Here is a 25,507-nt window from a genome sequence, read left to right as displayed (position 1 = left end):
CAGAGGCTATTGCAGGTCGGAAAACGCGTCCTGAAGCCGGGCAACGGCCTCTTCTACCCGCGCGCGGGTCGTGGCGATGTTGAAGCGCAGGAAGCTTTCGCCGCCGGTCCCGAAGGTCGGCCCGTGATTGGCCGCGATTTTTGCCGATTTTTCGACCCGGGCGGTGAACTCTTCGGGAGTCATGCCCGTGCCGGAGAAATCGACCCATGACAGGTAGGTCGCCTCCAACGGCATGGAGCTGAGGCCCGGAATGGCGTTGACGCCGGCGTCGAACACCTTGCGGTTCGCATCGAGATAGGGCACCAGCGCGTCCACCCATTCCGCGCCGCCGGGCGAATAGGCGGCCTCGGCCATGACAAGCCCGAACGCGTTGGGTGACAGGCCCAGCCCCGCCATGCGCTGGGCGAAGCGGCCACGCAGGGTTTCATCGGGTATGATCACGTTGCCGACATGGGCGCCCGCGATATTGAACGTCTTGGTGGTGGCGGTCATCATCACCAGCCTGTCGGCGATCCCGTCGATATGGGCCATGATGGTATGGTTTTGCCCCGGAAAGACGAGGTCGTGGTGAATCTCGTCGGACACGAGGACGAGGTCGTGCCGCCGGGCGAATTCGGCCACGCCTTGCAATTCTTCCCTGGTCCAGACCCGCCCGCCCGGGTTGTGCGGCGAACACAGGACCAGCAGTTTCTCGGACCCGTCGAGGATGCCGTCATAAGCGGCGAAATCCATCTCGTAGCGGCCCTCGTTGTTCGTCAGCGGGCATTCGACCACCCGCCGTCCCGCCGCAGTGATCACCCGTGCGAAGGCATGGTAGACCGGCGTGAAGAGGACCACCCCGTCGCCCGGCTGGGTGAACGCGTCGACGCACATGGCCGTGCCGTTGACCAGCCCGTGGGTGGTAAAGATCCAGGAGGGATCCACCTGCCAGCCGTGGCGGGTGTCCATCCACCACGTGATCGCCTTGCGATAGCCGCTGTCATCGCCGTAATAGCCGAAGACACCGTGGTCGAGCATCCCGCGCAGCGCATCGCTGACACACTGCGGGGGGCGGAAATCCATGTCGGCCACCCACATGGCCAGCCCATCCTCGGCCGGCACGCCGTAGAGCTGTTCCATCTTGTCCCACTTGCTGCAGTTGCTGCCGCGGCGGTCGATCGGGTCGTCGAAATTCAAGGCTGTCTCCGGTATTGGTGGCTTGGATCCTGGGCGCAAGCTATGGCGTTGCAGGCGCGGGCGCAATCGCCTAAAGCATTTGGCGCGATGGCCGGGTGCCCGGCTTCAAAAGAGTGCCACGAACGCATAGATAGGGCCGATGCTGCGACCGATCCTGATCCATCCCGACCCGCGTCTGAAAAAGGTGTGCGACCCGGTGTCCGACCTGAGCGACGAACTGCGCGCGCTGGCCGACGACATGCTTGAGACGATGTATGACGCGCCGGGCATCGGCCTGGCCGCGCCGCAGATCGGGGTGATGAACCGTTTGATCGTGCTGGATTGCGCCAAGGATGACGAGGCGGGCGAGCCGCCGCGCCCGCTGGTGATGTTCAACCCCGAGGTGGTGGCGTCGTCGGACGAAACGAACGTCTACGAGGAGGGGTGCCTGTCGATCCCCGACCAGTTCGCCGAGGTGACGCGCCCCAAGGTGGTGGACGTGACCTGGATCGACCGCGACGGCAACGAACGGTCCGACACGTTCGACGGGCTGTGGGCCACTTGCGTGCAGCACGAGATAGACCACCTGAACGGCAAGCTCTTCATCGATTACCTTGGTCCGATGAAACGCCAGCTGATCACCCGCAAGATGCAGAAGCTGAAGCGCGAAAAGGCGCGGGGTTAGCCCCGTGGCCGTGCGCCCCTTCGTGCCCTGGCCGGACAGGCGGTTGCGGACGCCCGCGGCGGAGGTCGAGGCGGTGACGGAGGCCGAGCAAGCGATCTGGGAGGATATGATCGAGACGATGGACGCGATGCCCGGCGTGGGCCTGGCCGCGGTGCAGATCGGCGTGATGCGCCGGCTGGCCGTGGTGGATGCCAGCGACACGCGCGGACAGGCGGTGCGCATGGCCAACCCCCAGATCCTGCATTCCAGCATAGAGATGCGCGACCATGACGAGGCCAGTCCCAATCTGCCAGGTGTCCACGCGAAGATCACCCGCCCGCGCGCGGTGACGGTGCGGTTCTTGAACGCGGATGGCGAGGTCGAGGAGCGTGATTTCGTCGGCCTTTGGGCCACCAGCGTGCAGCATCAGGTGGATCACCTCGACGGGCGGATGTATTTCGACCGGTTGAGCAAGATGAAGCGTGACATGCTGCTGCGTCGCGCGGCCAAGCGACGCTGAACCAACGGCAGGAGAGTGTCATGCGCCTGATCTTCATGGGAACGCCCGAATTTTCGGTGCCGGCGCTCGACGCGCTGGTCGCGGCGGGCCACGAGATCGCGGCGGTCTATTGCCAGCCGCCCCGGCCGGCGGGTCGCGGCAAGAAGGACCGGCCCAGCCCGGTGCAGGCGCGGGCCGAGGCCCTGGGGTTGAGGGTGCGCCATCCTGTCAGCCTGAAAGGCGTCGATGAGCAGGCCGAGTTCGCGGCGCTCGAGGCGGATGCGGCGGTGATCGTGGCCTACGGCCTCATCTTGCCGCAAGCCATCCTGGACTCGCCCAGGCAGGGCTGTCTCAACATCCATGCCAGCCTTCTGCCGCGCTGGCGCGGGGCGGCGCCGATTCACCGGGCGATCATGGCGGGGGATGACAGGACCGGCGTGTGCATCATGCAGATGGAGGCAGGGCTGGACACCGGCCCTGTCCTGTTGCGCCGCGAGACGTCGATCGGGGCGGAGGAGACCACGGGCGCCCTGCATGACCGTTTGTCCCGGATGGGCGCCGATGCCATCACCGAGGCGCTTGCGCGACTGAAGGAACTGACGCCCGAGCCGCAGCCGGAGGACGGTGTCACCTATGCTGACAAGATCGACAAGGCCGAGGCGCGGATCGACTGGACCCGACCTGCCGAAAAGATCGACCGTCAGATCCGCGGCCTCTCGCCATTTCCCGGCGCGTGGATCGACCACGACGGCACGCGGATCAAGTTTCTTGCCTCGCGGATCGGCGCGGGCAGCGGCGCGCCCGGCGAGGTTCTCGACGACACGCTCACGATTGCCTGCGGCACGGGCGCGATCCGGGTCCTGCGCCTGCAAAAGGCCGGACGTGGGCCCCAGGCGACGGCGGACTTCCTGCGCGGCATTGCGCTGACCAGGGGAACCCGCCTCTGACCCGCCCCTTCCTCTGGCCCTAAATATCCCGGGGAGCGCGAGGGGCTGGCCTCTCCCCCCGGTCGAATTGCGCTCGCGCAATCCGAAACGCGCCGACACGCGCTTGCGTCCCGCCACGAAACAGGCCAGCATCCGGCCAGCCAAAGCGACGAGGCCGCATGTACCTTCAACTGTTCGGGACGGTCGTGATTGCCGGGATCGTCGGATATCTCAGCGAGAAGTCCGGCTTTACCCGCAACGGGATCCTGCAATCCATCATCATCTGCGTCGGCGGGGCCTTCCTGTTCTACTTCGTGCGGATCATGTTCGGGCTTCGCTTTGGTGCGCCGGGGGTGGATGCGATCATCTCGTCGATCGGGGCGCTGATCATCATCCCGACCCATTGGCGCCGCGGGCGCTGACAACGGAGGGACGCCATGGGGCTGATCTATCTCATCATCATCGGGGCCGTGGCGGGGTATCTTGCGACGCGGATCATGCGGATCGACGCCGACCCGCTCGTGACTATCGGCATCGGCATGGCCGGCGCGCTGCTGGGTGGGTTGATCCTGCAAGGCATCCTGGCGTTTCTCGGTCTTCTGGGCGGGATCATCGGCGCGGTTCTGGGCGCGCTTGTCCTGATCTGGGGCTACCAGGCGTACAAGGCGCGGAAATAGCTCAGGCCCGCGGGGGGCGAGACCGGTAGACCGGCAGACGCCAGCCGAAGGCCAGTGAGCCTGCGCGCAGGGCCCAGGTTACCCCGGCACAGGCGAAAAGGGCGAAAAGTTCGCGATCGGTGACCATGAGCGCCCCCATCGCGGCCAGCGATCCGGCGAAGGCGGCGGTCACGTAAAGCTCGCCCTGTTTCAGCACCAGCGGCAGTTCGTTGCACACCACGTCCCGCATCAGACCGCCAAGGCAACCCGTCACCATTCCCATGATCACCACGATCGGCAAGGGCTGCGCCATCGCCAGCGCGGTGCCGACGCCCGCCGGCACGGCCACGGCCAGCGCCAGGCTGTCGAGCCACAACAGCAGGCGGTACCGGCTCTCGAACAGATGCGCGGTGAAGAAGATCAGAAGTGCTGCGGCACAGGCCGTGGCGATGAAACTGGGGTTGGCGATCCAGAAGATCGGGTTGCGATCCAGAAGCACGTCGCGCACCGTGCCGCCGCCCACCGCGGTGAGACAGGCGATGAAGGCAAAGCCCACAACGTCGAGCTGCGCGCGGGAGGCTACCAGAGCGCCGGTAAGAGCGAAGATCAGCACCGAGGCGTGATCGAGCAGGAAGAGCACGGTCATGCCCGGGACTTGCCGGGCTTGAACGGCGCCATGCCCGCGCGGGCCAGTTCGTCGGCGCGCTCGTTCTCGGGGTGGCCGGCATGGCCCTTGACCCATTCCCATGTCACGTCGTGGCGTTGGGCGGCGGCATCGAGGCGCTGCCAGAGATCGACGTTCTTGACCGGCTTCTTGTTCGACGTCTTCCAGCCGTTGCGCTTCCAGCCGTGAATCCAGCCGGTGACGCCATTCTTCACATAGGCGCTGTCGGTGACGATGGTGATCCGCGTGGGCTTTGACAGGGTTTCCAGCGCGGTGATCGCGGCCAGCAGTTCCATGCGGTTGTTGGTGGTCTCGGCCTCGCCGCCGCTGAGTTCGCGCTCCTTGACGACCGCATCGCCCTCCTTGGCCTGGAGCAGCGCGCCCCAGCCGCCCGGGCCGGGATTGCCGGAACAGGCACCGTCGGTATAGGCGAAAAGATCAGCCATCGGTGGGCTTCCTTGCCAGGATCGTGACCCAAGGTGCGACGGTGCCGTCAAGGCCGGCGTCGGCGCCGGTCCGGGTCTCGAAGGGTGTCAGGCCCGCCTCCTGCAACAGGCCGGTCAGTTCATCCTCGGTGACATAGGTGTAAAGGCGGCCGATCCTGTCGCGCTGAGACCCTTCGCCGGTCTTCATGCCGATATGAAAGAGCCCGCCGGGCCGCAGGGCTGCGACCAGCGCGAAGAGGTGGCGTGGCAGGTCGGCACGGGCGGCGTGCAGCAGCGAGAAATTGGCCCAGATCGCGTCATAGGCCGACACGTCCGTCACGTCGTCGAAGGTTGCGAGCCGGGCGGTCACGCCCGGCTGAGCGGCGGCGAGTGCGACCATTTCGGGCGTGGCATCCGTGGCCGTGACCGTATGGCCCGCAGCGGCCATGGCGGCCGAGGCGATGCCCGGGCCGCAGCCGAGGTCGAGTACGTGGCTGCCCATGGCGAGATGGTCCAGAAAGAGGCGCAGGACGGGGTCCTTTGCGGCATCCTTCGTCACGTCGGCATAGCGCGCGGCCTCGGCGCCGTAGACGCGGATGGTCTCGGCGTCGCGGCTCATTGCGTCAGGCCGATGACGAGGCAGAGCAGCACCACGGCGGTGATCATAAGGCGCAGGCGCATCCACCAGCCGGGTGCCGCGCCGGCGCGCCAGAAATACCAGTCAAGGCCGAGAATGCAGGTGAAGCCGATCAGCAGCATGACCCCGGCATTATGGGCCCCGCCGCCCGTGGTGAAGAACACCCAGAGCGCGGGCAGAACAGACAGTACGTAGCCGAGATTGGCCGAAGATCCGGTCATCTTCGTGGCAAAGCCCCAGAGAACCCCTGACATGAAGCTGAGGATCACCGTGCCATAGAAGAGGCCCGTATAGGGCCCGACGAACCGCGCGCCCAGCGTGCCCTGCGCCCAGTCCGACAGACCCGGCGACAGCACGGTCGCGGCGCTCCAGACGAACGGCAGAAGGCCGGCAAGGGCGAGGACGAGGGGCGTGCGGGGGATCTCGGTCACGGCGCGGGGCGGTCCTTGGTCGGTTGCGGTCGGTTCGGTTTAGAAGCCCGCCCGGACGGGATCAAGTGCCGGAACTGCCCGTCGGGCGGTCATTCAGGGCGCGGATCATGCGGACCGAACGGGAGACAACTGTCCAGCCCGTGCCGAGCACAGTGATGACCAGCGCCACAAGGAGCGCGTGGGCAGTGCCCCAAAGCCCGGTCTCGACAGCCGCCAGAACCGCGCCGCCGGTCAGGGTGGCCATGCGCTGAGGCTTGGCGAACGGACCGGAGAAATCGGAGCCCAACCCTTCGGCCCGGCCAAGTTCGCGAATATAGGCGGTGGCGATTGCCAGCGCGCCGCCAAGCAGGCCGAGATCAAGATACCCTGTGGCCAGCCCCGCTCCGGTGAGGATCAGAAGGTCGGCGACGCGGTCCGGCGCCTCGTTCCAGAACGGGCCGTCGGGTTCGGACTTGCCGCCTTCGACGGCGACCATTCCGTCGAAGAGGTTGCACAGCAAACGCAGCTGGCAGCAGAGCGCGGCAAGGAGCAGGAGGACAACGGTCTTGTTCACGTCGATATGGGCGGAGGCCCAGAAAGCCAGGCAGGCCAGGGCGGCGAACAGGATCGAGCCCTGGCTGGTGCGATTGGGCGTCAGCGATGTGCGGCCGAGCCAGCGGGCGATGCGGCGGGCCCAGCCGGTGTCGCGGCTGTTCAGGGGGCGGCGGGTATCGGTCATGATGCATGTCTCAGGCGGTAATTGTAGAGCGCGGCGTAGCTGGTCGCGACCGTGACGGGCAGGGCCAGCGTCGTCATGATTTCGGGCGTGCCGGCGGCATGATGCACGAGCGACAAAAGCGTGACCGATAGCGCGGCGCAGGCCAGCGGGGGCAGGACCAGGCCGGGCGCGCCGGAGAGGCGTGGCAGAAGGCGCTCGGTCACGGTTTTCAGCAGCAGGGTTATGCAAGCGGACAGCACGCCCTGAACCAGACCAGCGGTCAAAGGCGCGGGCATCGGATGGGAGGAGTTGGCCCAGACGGCCCAGCCGCCCATCAGGACGAAGCCGCCCGCCATGTGCGCGAAATTCGACCGCAGCAGGCTCACGTCAGCGACCAGTAGTACCGGGTCAGGTGAAAGAACAGCGGGGCAGAGAAGACAACCGAATCGAGCCGGTCGATGAACCCGCCATGGCCGGCAATCATGTGGCCCCAGTCCTTGACCCCGCGGTCGCGTTTGATCGCCGACATCACCAGCCCGCCGAAGAACCCCGCAAGCGTGATGACGAGCGACATGCCCGCCGCTTGCAGCGGTGTGAAGGGCGTGATCCAGAAAAGTGCCGTGCCGATCAGCGTGGCCGACGCCACCCCGCCGACCAGCCCTTCCCACGTCTTGGAGGGCGAGAGCGACGGCGCGACCGGGTGGCGGCCGAAAAGCTTGCCCCAAGTGTATTGCAGCACGTCCGACAGCTGGACCACGACGATGAGGAAGGCGATCAGCAGGACGTTGCGCGCCTCGAAGCCGGGAATGTCGAGGAAGAGGAGCGCGGGCACGTGACTGGCGCAGAAGACGCAGATCATCAGCGCCCATTGCATCTGGCTGATGCGGACGAGGAAGTTGCGGCTGTCGCCTTGCAGCACCGCGATGATGGGCAGGATGAGGAAGGCGTAGACCGGGATCAAGAGCGACCACATGCCATACCATTCGTACCAGATGAGCAGGTATTGCGCGGGCAGGATCACGAAGAAGGCGGTTGCTATGGCCCAGTGGTCGGAGGCGCGGCGGGTGGTCAGGGTGACGAACTCGCGCAGGGCGGCGAAGGAGGTGAAGGCGAAAAGCGCGATCACGCCGCCGCGCCCGGCGAGGAAGGCCACGGCGAGGAACGCGGTCATGCCCCACCATGCGAGGATGCGGGCGTTGAGGTTCTCGATCGTGGCGTTGGTGCCGTCGGGCGCGACGCGCTGCTTGAGCACGTAGCCGATGCCGCTGGCCACGATGAGGACGCAGAGGATGCCGGCCAGAAGGGTCAGGAAATCGGCATGTGTTTCGGTCATGCGGGGGCCTCTTCGGTGGCGTCACCCGCAGGGGCCAGTGCCAGCAGGGCGGCCTCGGCACGTTTCAGAAAATCCTTGCGCGCCTCGCCGGGCTCGGCCCGCATCGGCGCGCCGAAGGTAACGGTGCACAAAAGCGGAATCGGAACGAGTTTCCCCTTGGGCATGACGTCGTTGAGGTTGTCGATCCAGACCGGAACGAGGTCGACCTCGGGACGGGCGTCCGAAATGTTGTAGAGGCCGCTCTTGAAGGGCAGAAGGGGCTTACCCGTGGTGTTGCGCGTGCCCTCGGGGAAAATGATCAGCGAGGCGCCGGTATCGAGCCCCTCCAGGATGAGGTTCATCGGATCCTGGGTGCGGTCCTGGGCATTGCGGTCGATCAGCACGGCTTTGAAGACATCGCGGCCGATGAAGCTGCGCAGCGGCGACGTGAGCCAGTAGTCGGCACCGGCGACCGGCCTGGTCTGGGCGCGCAAGGTGGGCGGCAGCACGGTCCAGATCAGGATGAAATCGCCGTTGGAGGTGTGATTGGCGAAATAGACGCGCTGCATCGGCACGGGCTCGGACCCGTCCCAGATGGCGCGCACGGCGGTGATGAGCCGGGCGAAAGTGGTGATGGCGCTGCCCGTTATCCAGGCAAGGAAGCTGCGTGTCAAAGGATCGTTCCCGTCTTTCGAGGGAAACCTACAGTCACGGTGGGAATTGAAAAGGCAGGAAAACCTGACTCGCGATCAAGAGGTCCCGGGTCAGGCCCGGGACGGGCGGCGCAGGTGGCGCCGTTGCGCGGTTTCAAGTGACGTTGTGCTGACGGCCCGGGGACGGATCACACGTATTCGCGCCAGGAAATACAGCGGCGGGCCACGTGATCAGGTTGGTTCGCGCAGAACCCGCGGGACCTTGAATTCGACGTTCTCCTGCGCGGTTTCCACCTGTTCGACGGTGACGTCATAGCGGTCGCGGAAGGCGTCGATGACCTCGTTTATCAGCACCTCGGGGGCCGAGGCGCCGGCGGTGATGCCCATTGTGGTGATGCCTTCGAGCGCGCGCCAGTCGATATCGGCGGCGCGTTGCACGAGCTGGGAATAGGAACAGCCGGCGCGGGCGCCGACCTCGACCAGGCGCTTGGAGTTGGACGAGTTCGGGGCGCCCACCACCAGCATAGCCTCGGCCTTTTCGGCCATGGCCTTGACGGCCTCCTGCCGGTTGGTTGTGGCGTAGCAGATATCTTCCTTGTGCGGTCCGGTGATGTCGGGGAACCGGGTTTGCAGCGCGGTGACGATATCGGCGGTGTCGTCCACCGAAAGGGTGGTCTGCGTGACGAACGCCAGACGGGCTGGATCGCGGACCTCGACATGCGCCACATCCTCGGGCGTTTCGACGAGCAGGACGTCGCCGTCCGGCAGCTGGCCCATGGTGCCGACGGTCTCGGGGTGGCCGGCATGGCCGATCATGATGATCTGAAGGCCGTTCGCGGCGTGGCGCTCGGCCTCGATATGCACCTTCGAGACGAGCGGGCAGGTGGCGTCGACATAGACCATCTGACGCGAGGCGGCCTCGGCCGGGACCGACTTGGGCACGCCGTGGGCGGAGAAGATCACAGGCCGATCATCGGGGCATTCGTCAAGTTCCTCGACGAACACGGCGCCCTTGGCCCGCAGGTCGTCGACCACGTACTTGTTGTGGACGATCTCGTGCCGGACATAGACCGGCGCGCCCCATTTGCCGAGCGCCATCTCCACGATCTTGATCGCGCGGTCGACTCCGGCGCAGAAACCGCGCGGCGCGGCGAGGTAGAGGGTGAGGGGCGGCTTGGTCATGGACACTCCTGTTCACTCTCCAGACCTAAGGGCTGTGGCGTGCGGCGTCCAGAGGGGGCGGGCATAGGAGGTTGGCGTCTAGCGGCACGGGACGTCGGAACGCCCGCGTCCCGGCCGTTATTTTTGGCTTGAGATCCGTCAGGCAGAGGCCTGCTGACGTTCCGTTGCATCCTCGCGCGGGGGGCGCCCGATGACTTCCTTCAGGTCTTCAAGCTCGATGAAATTATCGGCCTGACGACGCAGGTCGTCGGAGATCATCGGCGGCTGGCTGCGAATGGTCGAGACGACCGAGACACGCACGCCCTGGCGCTGAAGGCTTTCCACCAGCGGGCGGAAATCGCCGTCGCCGGAAAACAGGACGATGTGGTCGATGCGGGGCGCGAGTTCCATCGCGTCGACTGTCAGTTCGATATCCATGTTGCCCTTGACCTTACGGCGGCCCTGGCTGTCGGTGTATTCCTTGGCCGGTTTCGTGACCATCGTGAAGCCGTTATAGTTCAGCCAATCGACCAGCGGGCGGATCGGGGAATAATCGTCGTTTTCCAGAAGCGCCGTGTAGTAGAAGGCGCGGAGCAACTTGCCACGGCGCATGAATTCCGTTCGCAGAAGCTTGTAATCGATATCGAACCCCAACGCCTTGGCGGCCGCGTACAGGTTCGAGCCGTCGATGAACAGCGCAAGCCGTTCGTCCTTGTAAAACATTAAAATGTCCTTCCGCATGTGATTGCTCTGCCGCGACGATGTACTAAACGGTGTACGAGTGAGTGGATTGGGAACCCGGCAGAACTAGGCGCTGTACTTAGAAGTTTAGTGAGACCTTCGCAAGACCGTTAGATAAAGAACAAGGATAAGGCCGCGGCATGTCTGAGCAACACTATCTGATCGCCTTGGGCGGGAATTCGCCATCCGACGCGGGGGCGCCCCGTGCGACGTTGCACGCCGCGCTGACGCGGTTGCCCGGCATGGGAGCGCGGGTGCTGGCGGCCAGCCGAATGTACCGCACGCCATGTTTCCCAGCAGGGGCAGGGCCGGATTACGTCAATGCGGCGGCGCGGCTGGCATTCGATGGGAACCCTGCAGAACTCTTGCAACTTCTGCACGAACTGGAAAACCGGTTCGGGCGCGCTCGGGTTCAGCGCTGGGGCCAGCGGACACTGGATCTGGACCTGTTGGCGGCGGGGGACAGGATCTTGCCGGACCGTGAGACGTTCGACGCGTGGCAGGGCCTGCCGCTGGAGCGGCAGATGCGCGATGCGCCCGACCGCCTGATCCTGCCCCACCCGAGACTGCACGAGCGGGGGTTCGTGCTTGTCCCGCTGAATGACGTCGCGTCAGACTGGGTGCATCCCGTGTCGAACCTGACCGTGGCGGCAATGCTGGCCGCCTTGCCGGAGGATCAGGTCGCCGAGGTGGTGCCGCTGGACTGATTCTCTGCTTGTAAACCCGTTGGGCAGGCTTTAAATGAAAGGCTTCTTGAGATATTTGCCCTATCTGGAGGCCCCATGGCGCGCGTAACCACTGAAGACTGCGTTGACAAAGTTCCGAACCGCTTCGACCTGGTGATGCTGGCGGCGCACCGCGCACGTGAGATCTCGTCGGGTTCGCCGATCACCGTGGACCGCGACAACGACAAGAATCCGGTCGTGGCCTTGCGCGAGATCGCCGAGGAGACGCAAGGGGCCGACGACCTGCGCGAACGCCTGATCGAATCGAACCAGAGCCAGATCGAGGTCGATGAGCCGGAAGACGATTCCATGGCACTGCTGATGGGCGAGGAAACCGAGAAGCCGGCCGACGACGACATGTCCGAAGAGAAGCTGCTGCGCGCGCTGATGGAGGCGCAGGGCCAGGGTTGAACCACGGCCCGGGCGGCGGATGACGGAAAGCGGACCGGATGATTGGTGCAGATACGCTTGTCGATCTTGTCCGCGCCTACAACCCCAAGAGTGATGCATCTCTGATCCGGGCAGCCTATGCCTTTGGTCAGGAAATGCACGAGGGCCAGACCCGGCATTCCGGCGAGCCCTACTTCAGCCATCCCGTGGCGGTGGCGGCGATCCTGACCGAACAGCGGCTGGACGATGCCACCATCATCACCGCCCTTCTGCACGACACGATCGAGGACACTCGCGCGTCCTACAACGCCGTGGCGGAGCGGTTCGGGGGCGAGATCGCCGATCTGGTCGATGGCGTCACCAAGCTGACCAACCTGCAACTTTCCAGCACCGAGACCCAGCAGGCCGAGAATTTCCGCAAGCTGTTCATGGCGATGTCGAAGGACATGCGCGTGATATTGGTAAAGCTGGCGGACCGGCTTCACAACATGCGCACGATCCGGGCGATGCGCCCCGAGAAGCAACTGAAGAAAGCGCGCGAGACGATGGACATCTTCGCGCCGCTGGCGGGCCGGATGGGCATGCAGTGGATGCGCGAGGAACTGGAAGACCTGGCGTTTCGCGTGATCAACCCCGAGGCGCGGGCGTCGATCATGCGGCGGTTCATCACCCTGCAACGCGAGGCGGGCGACGTGATCGAGCGGATCACCGGCGACATGCGGCTGGAATTGCAGGAAGCCGGGATCAAGGCCGAGATCCTGGGTCGAGCCAAGAAACCCTATTCGATCTGGCGCAAGATGCAGGAAAAGGAGATGGGATTTTCCCGGCTGAGCGATATCTACGGGTTCCGGATCATCACCGCGGCCGAGGATGACTGCTATCGCGTGCTGGGCGTGATCCACCGTCGCTGGCGGGCGGTGCCGGGGCGGTTCAAGGATTACATCAGTCAGCCCAAGTCGAACGGCTATCGTTCGATCCACACGACGGTATCGGGGCGCGACGGCAAGCTGGTGGAGGTGCAACTGCGGACCCGTCAGATGCACGAGGTCGCAGAGACGGGCGTGGCCGCGCACTGGTCCTACCGGGACGGTGTGCCGGCCGAGAACCCTTTCGCCGTCGATCCGGCCAAGTGGATCTCCAGCCTGACGGAGCAGTTCGACAGCGAGGAGGACCACGACGAGTTCCTCGAGGCGGTGAAGCTGGAGATGTATGCCGACCAGGTGTTCTGTTTTACGCCAAAGGGCGACGTGGTGAAGCTGCCGCGCGGTGCGACGCCGATCGATTTCGCCTATGCGATCCACACCCGCATCGGCAATGGCTGCGTCGGCGCCAAGGTGGACGGCATGCGCGTGCCGCTTTGGACGCGGATCAAGAACGGCCAGTCGGTCGAGGTGATTACCGCGGACGGTCAGACGCCGCAGGCGACGTGGCTGGATATCGCCACCACGGGCAAGGCGCGCGCGGCAATTCGCCGGGCGCTGCGCGAGGTGGACCGGGACCGCTATATCCGGCTGGGCCGCGAACTGGCGCGCGCGGCGTTCGAGCATGTGGGCAAGAAACCAACCGACAAGGCGCTGGAACGCGCCGCCAAGACCCTGCGCCTGAAAGGCCGCGACGAGGTTCTGGCGCGTCTGGGCAGCGCCGAGCTGACCACCAGCCGGGTTCTGAATGCGGTCTACCCGGACCTTGCGCCGGATACGGGCAACGAGGTGGGGTTGGACCGGGCGGTTATCGGGCTTGAACCGGACCAGCGATTCGACCGCGCGCCGTGTTGTCAGCCCCTGCCCGGCGAGCGGATCGTCGGGATCACCTATCGCGGCAAGGGCGTGGTGGTGCACACGATCGACTGCGAGAACCTGCAACGCTACGAAGAGCAGCCAGATCGCTGGATGGACCTGCAGTGGCATGGCGGCACGCACGCGGCCGTCTACGAGGCGACCCTGGATGTCACGATCGGGAACGACGCCGGCGTGCTGGGACGTATTTGCACGTTGATCGGAGAGCAGAAGGCCAATATCTCGGACCTGACATTCGTGGACCGCAAACCGGATTTCTACCGGCTGCTGATAGATGTCGAGCTGCGCGATGCGGAACACCTGCATGGCGTGATCTCGGTTCTGGATGCCGAAAGCGACGTGGCCACGGTGGAACGGTTCCGCGATCCCGGCCGGCTGGCGGCCAGTAGCGGAACGGAACAAAGCTGACCCGAAGGAGCCGCGCCCCGTGGTTTTCAAACGCCGTGACAGACTGCCTTGGTGGAAGGCCACGTTACGGTTTCTCTGGCCGAGATCGGGTTGGACGCGGGCTTTTCACTATGTAAAGCACCGCGTGCGGCGCCTGCCGGACCCGCCGCACCGGATCGCGCGGGGCATCCTGGCCGGCGTGTTCGTCAGCTTCACGCCTTTTTTCGGTCTGCACTTTCTTCTGGCTGCCGTCGTCGCGTGGATCCTGCGCGGCAATATCGTGGCCGCGTTGCTGTCGACCTTTTTCGGCAACCCGCTGACATTCGTCTTTATCGGGGCGTCGTCATTGCAGACGGGATATTTCCTGCTGGGCCTGCGCAACAATCCCGAGCTGGAGGCGCATGGCTCGCTTGGGAGCAAGTTCGTGGATGCGGGGCGGGACCTGAAGGATAACCTTTGGGCGATCTTCAACGAACAGAGCGCCGACTGGAGCCGGCTGACGGTTTTCTATGAAGAGGTGTTCTTTCCCTACATGGTTGGCGGGCTGATCCCGGGCACGATCGCGGGCCTGACCTGTTACTATGTCAGCCTGCCGCTGATCCAGGCCTACCAGAATCGCCGCCGCGGGATGCTCAAGGCCAAGCTGGCCGCGATCCGGGAAAAGGCGGCCGAGAAAGCCGCCGAGAAAGCCGCCGCGAAAGAGGCCAGGGGCGGGCGCAAGGACAAGGCTGACGCGGAGATCGAGAAGCACTAGGGTCTGAAGCGAGTCGTGCATCTGTAGCGGGAGAGGTCATGAGCGACACCGGAAAACTGCGCCTTGGCGTGAATATCGACCACGTGGCGACCGTGCGGAACGCTCGGGGCGGGGCCTATCCCGACCCGGTCCGCGCCGCCAAACTGGCCGAGGAGGCCGGGGCGGACGGGATCACGGCGCATCTGCGCGAGGACCGCCGGCACATCTCGGACGCGGATATCGACGGGCTTATGGCGGCGCTGAAGCTGCCGCTGAATTTCGAGATGGCGGCGACCGACGAAATGCAGAAGATCGCGCTGCGCCACAAACCGCACGCCGTGTGCATCGTGCCGGAAAAGCGCGAGGAACGCACCACCGAGGGCGGGCTGGAAGTGGCGCGCGAGGAAAACCGGCTGGCGCATTTCATCGCACCCTTGCGCGAGGCGGGCTGCCGGGTGTCCATCTTCATCGCCGCCGACCGCCGCCAGATCGAGGCGGCCCACCGGATCGGCGCCGAGGTGATCGAGCTTCACACGGGCGCCTATTGCGATGCCCATGCGGAGGGACATTTCAAAGAACGGGACCGGGAGCTGGAGTGCCTGCGAGACATGTCCGCTTTCGCCCATTCGCTGGGGCTGGAGGTGCATGCCGGTCACGGGCTGACCTACGATACGGTAAAGCCCATCGCGGCGTTTCCCGAGGTCATGGAGCTGAATATCGGGCATTTCCTGATAGGAGAATCGATCTTTCGCGGGCTGGGGCCGGCGATCGGCGAGATGCGGCGGCTGATGGACGAGGCGCGCAGCGACGCGTTGCGGACGGCTGGATGACCTGGCTGCGCTACGGGGTCGTTTTTTTGGCCGTCGCCATCGGCGTGGCGCAGGTTGTACGGCTGTTGGACATAACCAAGGACGAGATGCTGGGATCGGCGGCACAGATCATGGTGCCGGCAATGATCGCCGCATTGATCGAAGGGCAGCAATATGTCCGCCGCCACGCGGCGCTGCCCGGGTCGGGCGGGGCATGGCGCTTTGCCTTCATCGCGATGGGCGTGGCAACGGTTTTGAACGTGGCCCTGGCTTATGCCGGACCGACCGTGGCGCCGGAATTCGCCAAGCTGGCCATCGCCGCGCCGGGATCGCAGCAATTCGTGACGCTGCTGTTGATGTACGCGGGGGGCTACCTGCTGGCCAACCGGTTCTTTTTCGGCATCGGCGCGGGCAACACGATGAGCCGCGACAAGGCCCGTAACGAGCGGCCCGGAAAATGACAGGTGGCGTGGCTGATGGCCGGTGCCTGCATCCGGAGGGGGCCGTCGCATCTTGGCGCGGCTGGGCTTTTTGATCTTGCCGGGTCACGTTTTGGCGGCGTTGGGGAGAGTGTCGGTCCGGGGCTGGCGCTTGCCTGGGCTTTGGTTGTAAGTTTCCCCCTGTTTTCAGCCGGATAAGGGGCGCACTCATGATCCTGGGAATCGGCACGGACCTTGCGAATATCGACCGGATCGCCGGCACGCTGGAGCGGTTCGGCGACCGGTTCCGCAACCGCGTCTTCACCGACGTGGAGCAGCGCAAGGCCGAGCGGCGCCGCGACGTGGCCGGCACATACGCCAAGCGGTGGGCGGCCAAGGAGGCGTGTTCCAAGGCGCTGGGCACCGGCCTGCGCATGGGGATCGCCTGGAAGGACATGGCGGTCAGCAACCTGGAGACCGGGCAGCCGGTGATGAAGGTCACGGGCTGGGCCGCGGAACGGCTGGCGGAAATGACGCCCGAGGGGCACGAGGCGATTATCCATGTCACGCTGACAGATGACCATCCCTGGGCGCAGGCCTTCGTGGTGATCGAGGCGCGGCGGGCGACGTGATGCACCCCTGCGTGGTGGTGTCGCAGACCGCAACCCGGGCCGCTGACGCGAGCGTGGCTTGACACCCGTCCCCCCGCCCCGCATGTAGCGCAGAAGAGCAACCGGAGGCAGGCATGGCCGAAGAATCCAAGACATCGAGCACGATCTGGGAGACCATCAAGACGGTGTTCTGGGCGCTGCTGATCGCCGGTGTTTTCCGCACGATCCTGTTCCAGCCCTTCTGGATCCCGTCCGGGTCGATGAAGGACACGCTGCTGATCGGGGATTTCCTGTTCGTCAACAAGTTCGCATATGGCTATTCCTATGCGTCCTGCCCGAACATCAAGATCGAGCGGATCGGGCTGGATATCGACGCCAAGAACATCTGCGGGTTCCTGGATGGCGACAACACGCGGCTCTTCGGCTCGGAACCCGAGCGTGGCGACATCATCGTGTTCCGTCATCCCAGCAACGGCACGGATTACATCAAGCGCGTCGTGGGCCTGCCCGGCGAACGTATCCAGATGAAAGAGGGCGTGCTGCATATCAACGGCGAGCCGGTCGAATTGGAAGACGCCGGAAACTTCGAGGAAGTGCTGGAGCCGCAGGGGCCGCTGGGCAAGACGCCGCGCTGCGCCAATGGCGCTGTCGGCGTGGGCGGTATCTGCGAAAAGGAACGCAAGATCGAAACCCTGCCGAACGGCGTGTCGCACAGTATCCTGAACGTGGGCCCTCAGCGCTACGACAGCACGGGAGTCTACGAGGTGCCGGACGGGCATTATTTCTTCATGGGCGACAACCGCGACAATTCCACCGATAGCCGCGCGCCGCTGACGGCCCCGGGCGGGGTGGGGTATGTTCCTTTCGAGAACCTGATCGGACGCGCGGACCGGGTGATCTTTTCCTCCGCAGGCCGGTCGATGCTGTTCTTCTGGACATGGCGCGGCGACCGCTTTTTCGAAAAGCTGGACTGATGCAGTGATGAAGCTCTCAGGCGATCTCAAGGCTTTCGAGAGCCGCCTGGGGCATGCGTTCGGGCGGCCGGAGCTGCTGGTGCGGGCCGTGACGCACGGGTCGATGACCACGGCCAACCGGGATGACAACCAGCGGCTGGAGTTCCTCGGCGACAGGGTGCTGGGGCTGGTGATTGCCGAGGCGCTCCTGGAAAGCGACAAGGGCGCCGCCGAAGGCCAGCTTGCGCCGCGCTACAACGCGCTGGTGCGTAAGGAGACCTGCGCCGAGGTGGCGCGGCAGATCGACCTTGGCGCGGTTCTGAAACTGGGCCGGTCCGAGATGATGTCGGGCGGGCGGCGCAAGCAGGCGCTGCTCGGCGATGCGATGGAGGCGGTGATCGCCGCCGTCTACCGCGATGCCGGGTTCGATGCGGCGCAGGAGGTGATCCTGCGGCTGTGGGGGGACCGCGTGACATCCGTCAAGGCCGATGCGCGGGACGCCAAGACCGCGCTTCAGGAATGGGCACAGGCGCAGGGGCTGGCCCCGCCCGTCTACGCGGAGACCGCCCGCAGCGGGCCGGACCACGCGCCGCAATTCACCATCGAGGCGCGGCTGGAGAACGGCGAGGCCGAGCAGGCGACCGCCGGGGCCAAGCGACAGGCCGAGCAGACCGCCGCGAAAGCATTGCTGGCGCGGGTGACCGCCAAAAACTCCTAGCGTATGACGATGACCGACTGGTTGGCATGGCGGGTGATCCGCGCAGCGTTGGGGCCCACGAGGTAGTCGCGCAACTCGGGCCGGTGCGCGCCCACGACGATCACGTCGGCGCCGATCTTGTCGGCCGTGCGCAACACGCTGTCATAGATATTTCCCTCGGTCACATGCACATGCGCCTTGCCGTCGAAGGCGCCATCCGTCCAGTCTTTCAGCGCCTTTTCGGCGGCGCCTTTTGCCGAGCGGTTATAGTCGCCCTCAAACGCGGCCCCGACCATGTTCATGCCGCTGCCGGGAACCACGTTGATGACGTGGATTTCGGCGCCGTCGCCGGCGGCAAGCAGCCTGGCCGCCTGTGCCAAACGGTTGGCGCCTTCCATCGCGTTGATATCGATCGCCAGCAGTAGTTTCTGGAACATCACGGTTCTCCTCAGAAGGCGGGTTGCTTGGCGCGGGGCCGCTGGATCAGGACGATGCCGGCCAGCAGGATCAGGGCGGGGATGAAGAACAGTTCCTTGGGCAGGCGCTCGTTCTCGATCTCGACCTTGCTGACCACCACGGGGCTGTCGCCGTAGAAGTCGTATTCGATGCCGATGGCCTCGAAATGCGGTGTGCCGGGGAAGGGTTCCTCGAGCTTCAACTGGCCGTCCTCTTCGAAGATGCTGAGGCCCTGTTCGGACAGGGCGGCGGTGCCGTCGTCCTCGATTCCGGGCACCGAAATGGTGATGGGCCTGTTCTCGCCCGTGTCGAAATCGGGGCCTTCGATGGTCAGGCGCATCGGCTGGCCGGTGTCGGCGCTGTCCATGAGCGCATAGACCTCGGTTCCGGTGGCGGTCTGGTAGGGCTCCGAGATCTGGTCGAGGAAGAACCCCGGACGGAACAGCATGAAGGCGATGAAAAGCAGCGCCGCGCTTTCCCATTTCCGGGACTTGGCGATGAAATACCCTTGCGTCGCCGCCGCGAAGAGCAACATGGCTATGAGCGATATGCAGAAGACCATGATCGCCTTGGCAAAGCCGACGTCGATCAGCAGCAGGTCGGTGTTGAAGATGAAGAGGAAGGGCAGAAGCGCTGTGCGGATGTCATAGCCGAACCCCTGGATACCCGTCTTGATCGGGTCGCCGCGCGAGATGGCGGCGGCGGCATAGGCGGCAAGGCCCACAGGCGGCGTGTCATCGGCGAGAATGCCGAAGTAGAACACGAACATGTGCACGGCGATGAGCGGCACGATCAGGCCCGCCTGTGCGCCCACGGACACGATGACGGGCGCCATCAGCGAGGAGACGACGATGTAGTTCGCAGTGGTCGGCAGGCCCATGCCGAGGATCAGTGACAGGACCGCCACGAGGAACAGCAGGATCATCAGGTTGCCGCCCGAGATCACCTCGATCACCTGGCCGATGACCTGGTGCGCGCCTGTCAGGCTGATCGTGCCGACGATGATGCCGGCGGCCCCGGTCGCGACCCCGATGCCGATCATGTTGCGCGCGCCCAGGATCAGGCCGTCGATGAAGTCGCGCCAGCCGTGCCAGGTTTCGCCGGCAAAACCCTCGCCGCGGAACATCGCCTTGAGCGGACGGTGCGTTAGCGCGATGATGATCATGAAGATCGTGGCCCAGAAGGCCGAGAGCGCGGGCGACAACCGGTCGAGCGTGTCGGTGCGCACCATCAGGTTCCACACCAGGATGAAGATCGGGATCGCGAAGTAGAGCCCGCCGATCAGTGTGGGCGTCAGACGCGGTGCGACGGGCGGGCCGCCTTCATCCTTGTCCAGTTGCAGATCAGGATAGCGGGCCGCGATGGCGACGAGCACGATGTAGAGCACGGCCACGAGCGCCACCGCCGCATAGACCGAGTTGCCCATGATTGGCTCGAGGATGCCGCGCAGGCCGATCATCAGGAAGGTGCAGAGGGCAAGGAAGAGGAAGCCCGACAGGAACAGGATCAGGATCATCAGAACGCCGATGCGGCGGCCGGGTTTTTCCAGCCCCTTGAGGCCCATCTTCAGGCTTTCCAGGTGCACGATGTAGAGCAGAGCGATGTAGGAGATGACCGCCGGAAGGAAGGCGTGCTTGACCACGTCGATATAGGGAATGTTGACGTATTCGACCATCAGGAAGGCCGCCGCGCCCATCACGGGCGGTGTCAGCTGGCCGTTGGTGGACGAGGCCACCTCGACCGCGCCGGCCTTTTCCGCCGGAAAGCCGATGCGCTTCATCAGCGGGATCGTAAAGGTGCCGGTGGTGACAGTGTTGGCGATGGACGAGCCCGAGATCATGCCGGTCATCATCGACGACAGAACCGATGCCTTGGCTGGCCCGCCGCGCAGCGCGCCCAGAAGCGCGATGGCCACCTTGATGAACCAGTTGCCGCCGCCGGCCCGGTCCAGCAGGGCGCCGAACAGGACGAAAAGGAAGATCATCGTGGTCGACACGCCGAGCGCCACGCCGAACACCCCTTCGGTCTGCATCCAGTAGTGACCCAGTGCCTTGGGCAGCGACGAGCCGCCGTAATTGGTGATGTTGCGCGCCCATTCCGAATACCCGCCGAAAAAGGCGAACAGGATGAAGCAGCACGCGATGATGACCAGTGGCAGGCCCAGCGAGCGGTAGACCGAGACCAGAAGCACGATCATCCCGATGGCCGACATGGTGACGTCCGTGGTGTTCCACAGGCCCGGTCGGTCGGCGATCTCGAACCGGAACACCACCAGATAAAGACAGGCCGACACACCCAGGATCACCAAAGCCCAGTCATAAAGCGGAATCCGGTCGCGGGGCGAGGATTTGAACAGCGGAAAGGCGAGCGTCGCCAGCATGATGGCAAAGGCCAGGTGCACGAAGCGGGCCTGTGCGACGATATTGGCGAAGATCGACATGCCCGTGGCCTGGGCCACGATGCCGGGGACGCGCGAGGCGATGTAGAGCTGAAAGATGGACCAGGCGATACAGGTGCCGATGATCAGCTTGGTCTGCCAGGCCGCGGACGGGTTGCGGGCGCCGGTATCGGTCTCGGCCAACATGTCGTCGGCGGAACGTGTGTTTTCGGTCAGATCGCTCACTGTCATGCCCCCTCAGGCAATTCCTATGAAGTAAAAGGGCGCCCGCGAGGGGGCGCCCTTCGAAGCCCGCGGGCTTATTCCATCAGGCCCAGTTCCTTGTAGGCCTTTTCGGCACCGGCATGCAGCGGGGCCGACAGGGCATCCTGAACCATTTCGGCAGGCTCGAGGTTGGCGAAGGCCGGGTGCAACTGGCGGAAGTCGTCGATGTTCTCCATGACCGCCTTCGCAAGCACGTATACCGTGTCTTCCGACACGTCGGCGGATGTCACGAGGGTCGCGCCGACGCCGAAGGTGGTGACGTCCTCGTCATTGCCGGCGTACATGCCGCCGGGAACCGTGGCGGTACGGTAATAGGGATTTTCGTCGATCAGCTTGTCGATCACGTCGCCGGTGACGTTCACGAGAGTGACGTCACAGGTGGTCGCCGCTTCCTGGATGGCGGCGGCCGGGTGACCCACGACGTAGACCATGGCGTCGATGTTGCCGTCGCAGAGTTGCTGCGACATCTCCGACCCCTTGTACTCGGTGGCGAGCGCGAAGTCGTCCATGGTCATGCCGTACTCGGCCATCAGCACCTCGGTCGTGGCGCGCAGGCCGGAGCCGGCATTGCCGACGTTGAAGCGCTTGCCCTTGAGATCCTCGAAGCTCTCGATGCCGGCGTCGGACCGGGCGATCAGCGTAAAGGGTTCGGGGTGGACCGAAAAGACCGAGCGGATTTCCGGAAACGGATTGTCCGAGAAGGTCGAGGTGCCGTTATAGGCATGGTACTGCCAGTCGGACTGCGCCACGCCGAATTCCAGCTCGCCGGCCTTGATCGTGTTGATGTTGTAGACCGAACCCCCGGTGGATTCCACGGCGCAGCGGATGCCGTGATCCTTGCGGGACTTGTTGACGAGACGACAGATCGCGCCCCCGGTGGGATAGTAAACGCCTGTCACGCCACCGGTGCCGATGGAAATGAATTCCTGCGCCGAGGCCGGCGCGGAAATGGCGATTCCTGCGGCGGCGAAGGCGCCGAGAAGGTAGTTTTTCATGGTGTTCTCCCTTAGTTGCGAACATCATCTCGAGATGAGTCGATGGGGCCAGTAGAGCCAGAACTGGCCGGGCTTGCAAGACCATGAGGCGACAAATGAATAGATTCAAAGTGTTAGCCGAATGAGCCACGTGTTTCACCGCAACAGCCGCGTCGAACCGCCGACCGTCACGCGGGGCGAGGGGGCCTATCTCTTCGACCAGTCCGGAAAGGCCTATCTGGACGGATCGGGTGGCGCGGCGGTGTCCTGCCTGGGCCATGGCGATCCGCACGTGACTCAAGCGATCAAGGCGCAACTTGACCGGGTCGCCTTTGCCCATACCGGGTTTATGACGTCCGAGCCCGCCGAGGCGCTCGCGGCCCGGCTCGCGGCCGTGGCACCCGGCGACCTGGCGCGGGTCTATTTCGTGTCGGGCGGGTCCGAGGCGATGGAAGCGGCCCTGAAGCTGGCGCGGCAGTATTTCATCGAGGCTGGACAACCGCAGCGCAGCCGGGTGATCGCGCGGCGGCAAAGCTATCACGGCAACACGCTGGGGGCGCTGGCCACGGGCGGCAATGCGTGGCGGCGGGCGCCTTTCGCGCCGCTCTTGATGGAGGTGAGTCATGTCTCGCCGTGCTATGCCTATCGCGGAATGCAGGAGGGCGAGACGGCGCAGGGCTATGTCGCGCGGCTGGTGGCCGAACTGGATGCCGAGATCGAGGAGTACGGCCCCGAGACGATCATGGCCTTCGTAGCCGAACCCGTGGTGGGGGCGACGCTGGGCGCAGTGCCGCCCGTAGCGGGGTATTACCGCGCGGTGCGGGAGGTCTGCGACAGGCATGGCATCCTGCTGATCCTCGACGAGGTGATGTGCGGCATGGGGCGCACCGGAACACTTTTCGCGTGCGAGCAGGACGGCATAGCGCCGGATATCTGCGCCATCGCCAAGGGGCTGGGCGCGGGGTATCAGCCGATCGGTGCCATGCTCTGCACCGCCGAGATTCACGACACGATCGCCGAAGGATCGGGGTTCTTCCAGCATGGGCACACCTACCTGGGGCACCCCACCGCCTGTGCGGCGGCGGGCGCGGTTCTGGACCGCTTGCTGGACGACGGAGTGGCGGCGCGCGTCGCCCCTCTGGGAGAGGCGCTGCGCGCGCGGCTGGTCGAGCGGTTCGGGCACCATCCGCATGTGGGCGACATCCGCGGGCGCGGGCTGTTCCAGGGGATCGAGTTGGTGGAGGACCGAGACACCAAGGCGCCGTTCGACCCGGCCCGCAAGCTGCACGCCAGGATCAAGGCGGCGGCGTTCGAGGCGGGGCTGATCTGCTACCCGATGGGCGGCACGGTGGATGGTCAACGCGGCGATCACGTACTGCTGGCGCCGCCCTTCATCCTGACCGAGGACCAGGTCGATGAGTTGGTCCACAAGCTGGGAACGGCGGTGGACACCGCGCTGGCCTGAGCGGCGTGCCTATTCGGCAGCGGCTTTCAGGCTGGACATCAGGCGGTGGAATTTCTCGCCCTGAACGGTGACGTGCTGGCGCAGCAGATTGCTGGCCTGCTCACCCTCGCCGGACTCGATGGCCGCAAGGATCGCGTCATGTTCGGCTACCGATTGCGCCATCCGCCCGCGCCAGCGCAGTTGCAGGCGGCGGAAAGGGCGCAGGCGGCGCTGTAGCCGCAAGCACTCCTGTTCCAGAAACGCGTTGCCAGTCTGGGCGTAGAGCGTGGCATGGAAAAGGTCGTTCTGGTGGTAGTTTCCGTCGGCGTCCTGCGCCTCTGTCGCCGCTCGGCACCGGTCATTGATCATGCGCAGCCGGGCCAGCGCCTCATCCGAGATGCGCGACGCGGCCAGCCGCGCGCAGATCGCTTCAAGCTCTGCCATCACCTCGAACATCTCGATCAGTTCGACCGGCCCGGGTTGCCGCACGAACACGCCGCGCCGGGGAATCTGTTCGACGAGGCCAGAGAGCGCAAGTCGTTGAAGAGCCTCACGAATTGGCGTTCGGGAAACGTCGAAACGTTCGGCCAGCTGAACTTCGTCAAGCCGGTCGCCATCGTCGAACGTCCCCTCGAGGATCAACTCCTCGATGGCGTCCGCGATGAGGTCTGCACGCTTGCGTTCCATGTAAATCCGCTAGCACAGCGCCGCGTAGAGCGCAAGAAATCCGTTCTTGTATACAAAAAATTTGACTGACGACACAATCTCGTTAGGGTTCGGGCAGTCCGAACACGAATCAGGACGTTTTGGGAGGAACACATGAAACTGAATTTCACAGCCGCGGTCGCGGCAGCAGCCCTTTTCGCAGGCAGCTTTACGGCAAGCGCCGAAGAGCTGCGCCTGTCGCACCAGTGGTCCACCAGCGACGTGCGTCACAAGGTGGCGCAGATGGTCGCCGACGAGGTCGCGGCGGCGGATGTTGATCTGGATATCCAGATCTTCCCCTCGCAGTCGCTGTTCAAGGCGCGAGAGCAGTACAAGCCGCTGGCCCGCGGGCAGGTCGACATGATCGTCTTTCCGCTGTCCTATGCAGGCGGCCTGCGCAACGCCTACAACCTGACCCTGATGCCGGGACTGGTGAAGAACCACGACCATGCCGCGCGTCTGAACGAGTCCGAGTTCATGGGCGATATCGAGGATATCATGGCCGAGGATGACATCATGGTCCTCGTGCACGGCTACCTGGCCGGCGGTTTCGCGGGCAAGGAAAAGTGCATCACCGCGCCGGAGGACGTGGAAGGCCTGCAGACCCGCGCGGCGGGCAAGGCGTTCGAGCAGATGCTGGCGGGCGCCGGTGCGTCGATCGCCTCGATGAGCTCGGCCGAGATCTATAACGCCATGCAGACGGGTGTTCTGGATGCCGCGAACACCTCGTCCTCGTCCTTTGTCAGCTACCGCATCTACGAGCAGGTGTCGTGCTTTACCCCGGCGGGCGACTATGCGCTGTGGTTCATGTATCAGCCGCTCTTGATGAACAAATCCAAGTTCGAAAGCCTGAGCGAGGAACAGCAGACCGCGCTGATGGAGGCCGCCGAGAAGGCGGAGGCGTTCTATCTGGAAGAAGCCAAGAGCCAGGACGGCAATGCGCGCCAGGTCTTTGCGGACAATGGCGTGGAGATCGCCGAGATGAGCCAGGAAGAGTTCGACGCCTGGCGCGAGATCGCGCAGGAGACCGCCTATAAAGCGTTCCTGGAAGGCTCGCCCGAAGGTCAGGAACTGCTGGACAAGGCGCTGGCCGTCGAGTGATCCGCTGAACCATTCGTCGGGGCC

31 protein-coding genes are annotated in these 25,507 nt (G+C 64.9%); 16 read left to right on the top strand and 15 right to left on the bottom strand.

Translation table 11 applies throughout. From position 1 onward, the window contains the following. Window positions 1-6: 6 nt before the first annotated feature. Entirely contained in the window at window positions 7-1,176 is a 1,170-nt protein-coding gene (locus RBB31_RS06505) for a MalY/PatB family protein (RefSeq protein ID WP_306128459.1), read from the bottom strand. 139 nt (window positions 1,177-1,315) lie between these two features. Here RBB31_RS06505 and def (RBB31_RS06500) point away from each other — a divergent pair, with 139 nt between their 5' ends. The 5 genes from def (RBB31_RS06500) (at window position 1,316) to RBB31_RS06480 (ending at window position 3,921) form a co-directional block, all read left to right on the top strand. Then, window positions 1,316-1,840, top strand: coding sequence for a peptide deformylase (gene def, locus RBB31_RS06500; protein ID WP_306128458.1), 525 nt, complete (start codon window positions 1,316-1,318; stop codon window positions 1,838-1,840). Between the two features lie 4 nt (window positions 1,841-1,844). After that, window positions 1,845-2,339, top strand: a complete 495-nt coding sequence (gene def / locus RBB31_RS06495; RefSeq protein WP_306128457.1) for a peptide deformylase — start codon at window positions 1,845-1,847, stop codon at window positions 2,337-2,339. Window positions 2,340-2,359: 20 nt separating this feature from the next. Beyond that, on the top strand, window positions 2,360-3,265 hold the full coding sequence (gene fmt, locus RBB31_RS06490; protein WP_306128456.1) for a methionyl-tRNA formyltransferase: 906 nt from the start codon (window positions 2,360-2,362) through the stop codon (window positions 3,263-3,265). Window positions 3,266-3,423: 158 nt separating this feature from the next. Then, window positions 3,424-3,666 (top strand): hypothetical protein, encoded by a 243-nt coding sequence (locus tag RBB31_RS06485; RefSeq protein WP_306128455.1) that lies wholly within the window; start codon window positions 3,424-3,426, stop codon window positions 3,664-3,666. Window positions 3,667-3,681: 15 nt separating this feature from the next. Further along, complete coding sequence (locus RBB31_RS06480) at window positions 3,682-3,921, top strand: GlsB/YeaQ/YmgE family stress response membrane protein (protein WP_306128453.1); 240 nt, start codon at window positions 3,682-3,684, stop codon at window positions 3,919-3,921. Between the two features lies 1 nt (window position 3,922). On the opposite strand, the gene RBB31_RS06475 is transcribed toward RBB31_RS06480, so the two are convergent. The 10 genes from RBB31_RS06475 to RBB31_RS06430 all read right to left on the bottom strand — a co-directional run bounded on the left by RBB31_RS06475 (window position 3,923) and on the right by RBB31_RS06430 (window position 10,603). Beyond that, window positions 3,923-4,546 (bottom strand): trimeric intracellular cation channel family protein, encoded by a 624-nt coding sequence (locus RBB31_RS06475; RefSeq protein WP_306128452.1) that lies wholly within the window; start codon window positions 4,544-4,546, stop codon window positions 3,923-3,925. Further along, window positions 4,543-5,010: a ribonuclease HI gene (rnhA, locus tag RBB31_RS06470; protein WP_306128451.1), complete on the bottom strand. Its 468-nt coding sequence runs from the start codon at window positions 5,008-5,010 to the stop codon at window positions 4,543-4,545. The genes RBB31_RS06475 and rnhA overlap by 4 nt, the downstream gene beginning before the upstream one ends. Further along, window positions 5,003-5,608, bottom strand: a complete 606-nt coding sequence (locus RBB31_RS06465; RefSeq protein ID WP_306128450.1) for a class I SAM-dependent methyltransferase — start codon at window positions 5,606-5,608, stop codon at window positions 5,003-5,005. The genes rnhA and RBB31_RS06465 overlap by 8 nt, the downstream gene beginning before the upstream one ends. After that, window positions 5,605-6,057 carry a DUF3429 domain-containing protein gene (locus tag RBB31_RS06460; RefSeq protein WP_306128449.1) on the bottom strand — a complete coding sequence of 151 codons (453 nt, stop codon included), beginning with the start codon at window positions 6,055-6,057 and terminating at the stop codon, window positions 5,605-5,607. Before RBB31_RS06460 ends, RBB31_RS06465 begins: the two co-directional genes overlap by 4 nt. A 61-nt stretch (window positions 6,058-6,118) precedes the next feature. Then, window positions 6,119-6,775, bottom strand: coding sequence for a CDP-alcohol phosphatidyltransferase family protein (locus RBB31_RS06455; RefSeq protein ID WP_306128448.1), 657 nt, complete (start codon window positions 6,773-6,775; stop codon window positions 6,119-6,121). Next, entirely contained in the window at window positions 6,772-7,140 is a 369-nt protein-coding gene (locus RBB31_RS06450) for a hypothetical protein (RefSeq protein WP_306128447.1), read from the bottom strand. Before RBB31_RS06450 ends, RBB31_RS06455 begins: the two co-directional genes overlap by 4 nt. Continuing rightward, on the bottom strand, window positions 7,137-8,087 hold the full coding sequence (locus RBB31_RS06445) for a phosphatidate cytidylyltransferase (protein WP_306128446.1): 951 nt from the start codon (window positions 8,085-8,087) through the stop codon (window positions 7,137-7,139). The genes RBB31_RS06450 and RBB31_RS06445 overlap by 4 nt, the downstream gene beginning before the upstream one ends. Next, entirely contained in the window at window positions 8,084-8,740 is a 657-nt protein-coding gene (locus tag RBB31_RS06440) for a lysophospholipid acyltransferase family protein (protein WP_306128445.1), read from the bottom strand. Before RBB31_RS06440 ends, RBB31_RS06445 begins: the two co-directional genes overlap by 4 nt. A gap of 210 nt (window positions 8,741-8,950) precedes the next feature. Continuing rightward, window positions 8,951-9,901, bottom strand: a complete 951-nt coding sequence (ispH, locus tag RBB31_RS06435) for a 4-hydroxy-3-methylbut-2-enyl diphosphate reductase (RefSeq protein WP_306128444.1) — start codon at window positions 9,899-9,901, stop codon at window positions 8,951-8,953. Window positions 9,902-10,039: 138 nt separating this feature from the next. Then, window positions 10,040-10,603, bottom strand: a complete 564-nt coding sequence (locus RBB31_RS06430; protein WP_306128443.1) for an NYN domain-containing protein — start codon at window positions 10,601-10,603, stop codon at window positions 10,040-10,042. Window positions 10,604-10,761: 158 nt separating this feature from the next. Between RBB31_RS06430 and folK the strand changes: the two genes are divergently transcribed. The 9 genes from folK (at window position 10,762) to rnc (ending at window position 18,162) form a co-directional block, all read left to right on the top strand. Continuing rightward, on the top strand, window positions 10,762-11,328 hold the full coding sequence (gene folK / locus RBB31_RS06425; RefSeq protein ID WP_306128442.1) for a 2-amino-4-hydroxy-6-hydroxymethyldihydropteridine diphosphokinase: 567 nt from the start codon (window positions 10,762-10,764) through the stop codon (window positions 11,326-11,328). Window positions 11,329-11,403: 75 nt separating this feature from the next. After that, window positions 11,404-11,757 carry a DNA-directed RNA polymerase subunit omega gene (rpoZ, locus tag RBB31_RS06420; protein ID WP_306128441.1) on the top strand — a complete coding sequence of 118 codons (354 nt, stop codon included), beginning with the start codon at window positions 11,404-11,406 and terminating at the stop codon, window positions 11,755-11,757. Between the two features lie 38 nt (window positions 11,758-11,795). Then, on the top strand, window positions 11,796-13,940 hold the full coding sequence (locus RBB31_RS06415) for a bifunctional (p)ppGpp synthetase/guanosine-3',5'-bis(diphosphate) 3'-pyrophosphohydrolase (RefSeq protein WP_306128440.1): 2,145 nt from the start codon (window positions 11,796-11,798) through the stop codon (window positions 13,938-13,940). A gap of 19 nt (window positions 13,941-13,959) precedes the next feature. After that, window positions 13,960-14,673 carry a DUF2062 domain-containing protein gene (locus tag RBB31_RS06410; RefSeq protein WP_306128439.1) on the top strand — a complete coding sequence of 238 codons (714 nt, stop codon included), beginning with the start codon at window positions 13,960-13,962 and terminating at the stop codon, window positions 14,671-14,673. Window positions 14,674-14,711: 38 nt separating this feature from the next. Next, on the top strand, window positions 14,712-15,482 hold the full coding sequence (locus RBB31_RS06405) for a pyridoxine 5'-phosphate synthase (protein ID WP_306128438.1): 771 nt from the start codon (window positions 14,712-14,714) through the stop codon (window positions 15,480-15,482). Beyond that, window positions 15,479-15,922, top strand: a complete 444-nt coding sequence (locus RBB31_RS06400; protein ID WP_306128437.1) for an ABZJ_00895 family protein — start codon at window positions 15,479-15,481, stop codon at window positions 15,920-15,922. Before RBB31_RS06405 ends, RBB31_RS06400 begins: the two co-directional genes overlap by 4 nt. 188 nt (window positions 15,923-16,110) lie before the next feature. Then, the gene (gene acpS, locus RBB31_RS06395; protein WP_306128436.1) at window positions 16,111-16,512 is read left to right on the top strand and encodes a holo-ACP synthase; all 402 of its coding nucleotides are present in this window, start codon (window positions 16,111-16,113) and stop codon (window positions 16,510-16,512) included. A gap of 113 nt (window positions 16,513-16,625) precedes the next feature. After that, a complete protein-coding gene (gene lepB, locus RBB31_RS06390) occupies window positions 16,626-17,465 on the top strand; it encodes a signal peptidase I (RefSeq protein ID WP_306128435.1) in 840 nt (279 codons plus the stop codon). Window positions 17,466-17,472: 7 nt separating this feature from the next. Further along, the gene (gene rnc / locus RBB31_RS06385; protein WP_306128434.1) at window positions 17,473-18,162 is read left to right on the top strand and encodes a ribonuclease III; all 690 of its coding nucleotides are present in this window, start codon (window positions 17,473-17,475) and stop codon (window positions 18,160-18,162) included. On the opposite strand, the gene RBB31_RS06380 is transcribed toward rnc, so the two are convergent. The 3 genes from RBB31_RS06380 to RBB31_RS06370 form a co-directional block, all read right to left on the bottom strand. Further along, complete coding sequence (locus tag RBB31_RS06380) at window positions 18,159-18,578, bottom strand: universal stress protein (protein ID WP_306128433.1); 420 nt, start codon at window positions 18,576-18,578, stop codon at window positions 18,159-18,161. The genes rnc and RBB31_RS06380 overlap by 4 nt on opposite strands. Window positions 18,579-18,589: 11 nt before the next feature. Continuing rightward, a complete protein-coding gene (locus RBB31_RS06375) occupies window positions 18,590-21,226 on the bottom strand; it encodes a TRAP transporter permease (protein ID WP_371931299.1) in 2,637 nt (878 codons plus the stop codon). Between the two features lie 68 nt (window positions 21,227-21,294). Further along, window positions 21,295-22,254, bottom strand: coding sequence for a TAXI family TRAP transporter solute-binding subunit (locus RBB31_RS06370; protein WP_306128432.1), 960 nt, complete (start codon window positions 22,252-22,254; stop codon window positions 21,295-21,297). Between the two features lie 121 nt (window positions 22,255-22,375). Here RBB31_RS06370 and RBB31_RS06365 point away from each other — a divergent pair, with 121 nt between their 5' ends. Next, window positions 22,376-23,698, top strand: a complete 1,323-nt coding sequence (locus tag RBB31_RS06365; RefSeq protein WP_306128431.1) for an aspartate aminotransferase family protein — start codon at window positions 22,376-22,378, stop codon at window positions 23,696-23,698. A gap of 9 nt (window positions 23,699-23,707) precedes the next feature. Here the strand turns inward: RBB31_RS06365 and RBB31_RS06360 are convergent, their stop codons facing one another. Continuing rightward, window positions 23,708-24,364 (bottom strand): GntR family transcriptional regulator, encoded by a 657-nt coding sequence (locus tag RBB31_RS06360; protein WP_306128430.1) that lies wholly within the window; start codon window positions 24,362-24,364, stop codon window positions 23,708-23,710. A 132-nt stretch (window positions 24,365-24,496) separates the two neighbouring features. Between RBB31_RS06360 and dctP the strand changes: the two genes are divergently transcribed. After that, a complete protein-coding gene (dctP, locus tag RBB31_RS06355) occupies window positions 24,497-25,483 on the top strand; it encodes a TRAP transporter substrate-binding protein DctP (protein ID WP_306128429.1) in 987 nt (328 codons plus the stop codon). Window positions 25,484-25,507 lie beyond the last annotated feature (24 nt).

It is taken from the genome of Roseovarius sp. MMSF_3350 (genome assembly GCF_030733425.1).
In the GTDB taxonomy this organism is placed as follows: domain Bacteria; phylum Pseudomonadota; class Alphaproteobacteria; order Rhodobacterales; family Rhodobacteraceae; genus Roseovarius.
Note: the sequence above shows the minus strand (reverse complement) of the source record. Positions and strands in the feature narration are given on the sequence as shown.

Bases quoted from the DNA above. Each gene is read 5' to 3' on its own strand.
- RBB31_RS06360 (WP_306128430.1), bottom strand. From the start codon at position 24,364: ATGGAACGCAAGCGTGCAGACCTCATCGCGGACGCCATCGAGGAGTTG.
- rpoZ (WP_306128441.1), top strand. From the start codon at position 11,404: ATGGCGCGCGTAACCACTGAAGACTGCGTTGACAAAGTTCCGAACCGC.
- rnc (WP_306128434.1), top strand. From the start codon at position 17,473: ATGAAGCTCTCAGGCGATCTCAAGGCTTTCGAGAGCCGCCTGGGGCAT.
- RBB31_RS06375 (WP_371931299.1), bottom strand. From the start codon at position 21,226: ATGACAGTGAGCGATCTGACCGAAAACACACGTTCCGCCGACGACATG.
- RBB31_RS06400 (WP_306128437.1), top strand. From the start codon at position 15,479: ATGACCTGGCTGCGCTACGGGGTCGTTTTTTTGGCCGTCGCCATCGGC.
- RBB31_RS06445 (WP_306128446.1), bottom strand. From the start codon at position 8,087: ATGACCGAAACACATGCCGATTTCCTGACCCTTCTGGCCGGCATCCTC.
- RBB31_RS06380 (WP_306128433.1), bottom strand. From the start codon at position 18,578: ATGTTCCAGAAACTACTGCTGGCGATCGATATCAACGCGATGGAAGGC.
- ispH (WP_306128444.1), bottom strand. From the start codon at position 9,901: ATGACCAAGCCGCCCCTCACCCTCTACCTCGCCGCGCCGCGCGGTTTC.
- acpS (WP_306128436.1), top strand. From the start codon at position 16,111: ATGATCCTGGGAATCGGCACGGACCTTGCGAATATCGACCGGATCGCC.
- dctP (WP_306128429.1), top strand. From the start codon at position 24,497: ATGAAACTGAATTTCACAGCCGCGGTCGCGGCAGCAGCCCTTTTCGCA.
- folK (WP_306128442.1), top strand. From the start codon at position 10,762: ATGTCTGAGCAACACTATCTGATCGCCTTGGGCGGGAATTCGCCATCC.
- lepB (WP_306128435.1), top strand. From the start codon at position 16,626: ATGGCCGAAGAATCCAAGACATCGAGCACGATCTGGGAGACCATCAAG.
- RBB31_RS06415 (WP_306128440.1), top strand. From the start codon at position 11,796: ATGATTGGTGCAGATACGCTTGTCGATCTTGTCCGCGCCTACAACCCC.
- RBB31_RS06485 (WP_306128455.1), top strand. From the start codon at position 3,424: ATGTACCTTCAACTGTTCGGGACGGTCGTGATTGCCGGGATCGTCGGA.
- RBB31_RS06455 (WP_306128448.1), bottom strand. From the start codon at position 6,775: ATGACCGATACCCGCCGCCCCCTGAACAGCCGCGACACCGGCTGGGCC.
- RBB31_RS06465 (WP_306128450.1), bottom strand. From the start codon at position 5,608: ATGAGCCGCGACGCCGAGACCATCCGCGTCTACGGCGCCGAGGCCGCG.
- RBB31_RS06475 (WP_306128452.1), bottom strand. From the start codon at position 4,546: ATGACCGTGCTCTTCCTGCTCGATCACGCCTCGGTGCTGATCTTCGCT.
- rnhA (WP_306128451.1), bottom strand. From the start codon at position 5,010: ATGGCTGATCTTTTCGCCTATACCGACGGTGCCTGTTCCGGCAATCCC.
- RBB31_RS06430 (WP_306128443.1), bottom strand. From the start codon at position 10,603: ATGTTTTACAAGGACGAACGGCTTGCGCTGTTCATCGACGGCTCGAAC.
- RBB31_RS06365 (WP_306128431.1), top strand. From the start codon at position 22,376: ATGAGCCACGTGTTTCACCGCAACAGCCGCGTCGAACCGCCGACCGTC.
- RBB31_RS06370 (WP_306128432.1), bottom strand. From the start codon at position 22,254: ATGAAAAACTACCTTCTCGGCGCCTTCGCCGCCGCAGGAATCGCCATT.
- RBB31_RS06480 (WP_306128453.1), top strand. From the start codon at position 3,682: ATGGGGCTGATCTATCTCATCATCATCGGGGCCGTGGCGGGGTATCTT.
- RBB31_RS06405 (WP_306128438.1), top strand. From the start codon at position 14,712: ATGAGCGACACCGGAAAACTGCGCCTTGGCGTGAATATCGACCACGTG.
- def (WP_306128458.1), top strand. From the start codon at position 1,316: ATGCTGCGACCGATCCTGATCCATCCCGACCCGCGTCTGAAAAAGGTG.
- fmt (WP_306128456.1), top strand. From the start codon at position 2,360: ATGCGCCTGATCTTCATGGGAACGCCCGAATTTTCGGTGCCGGCGCTC.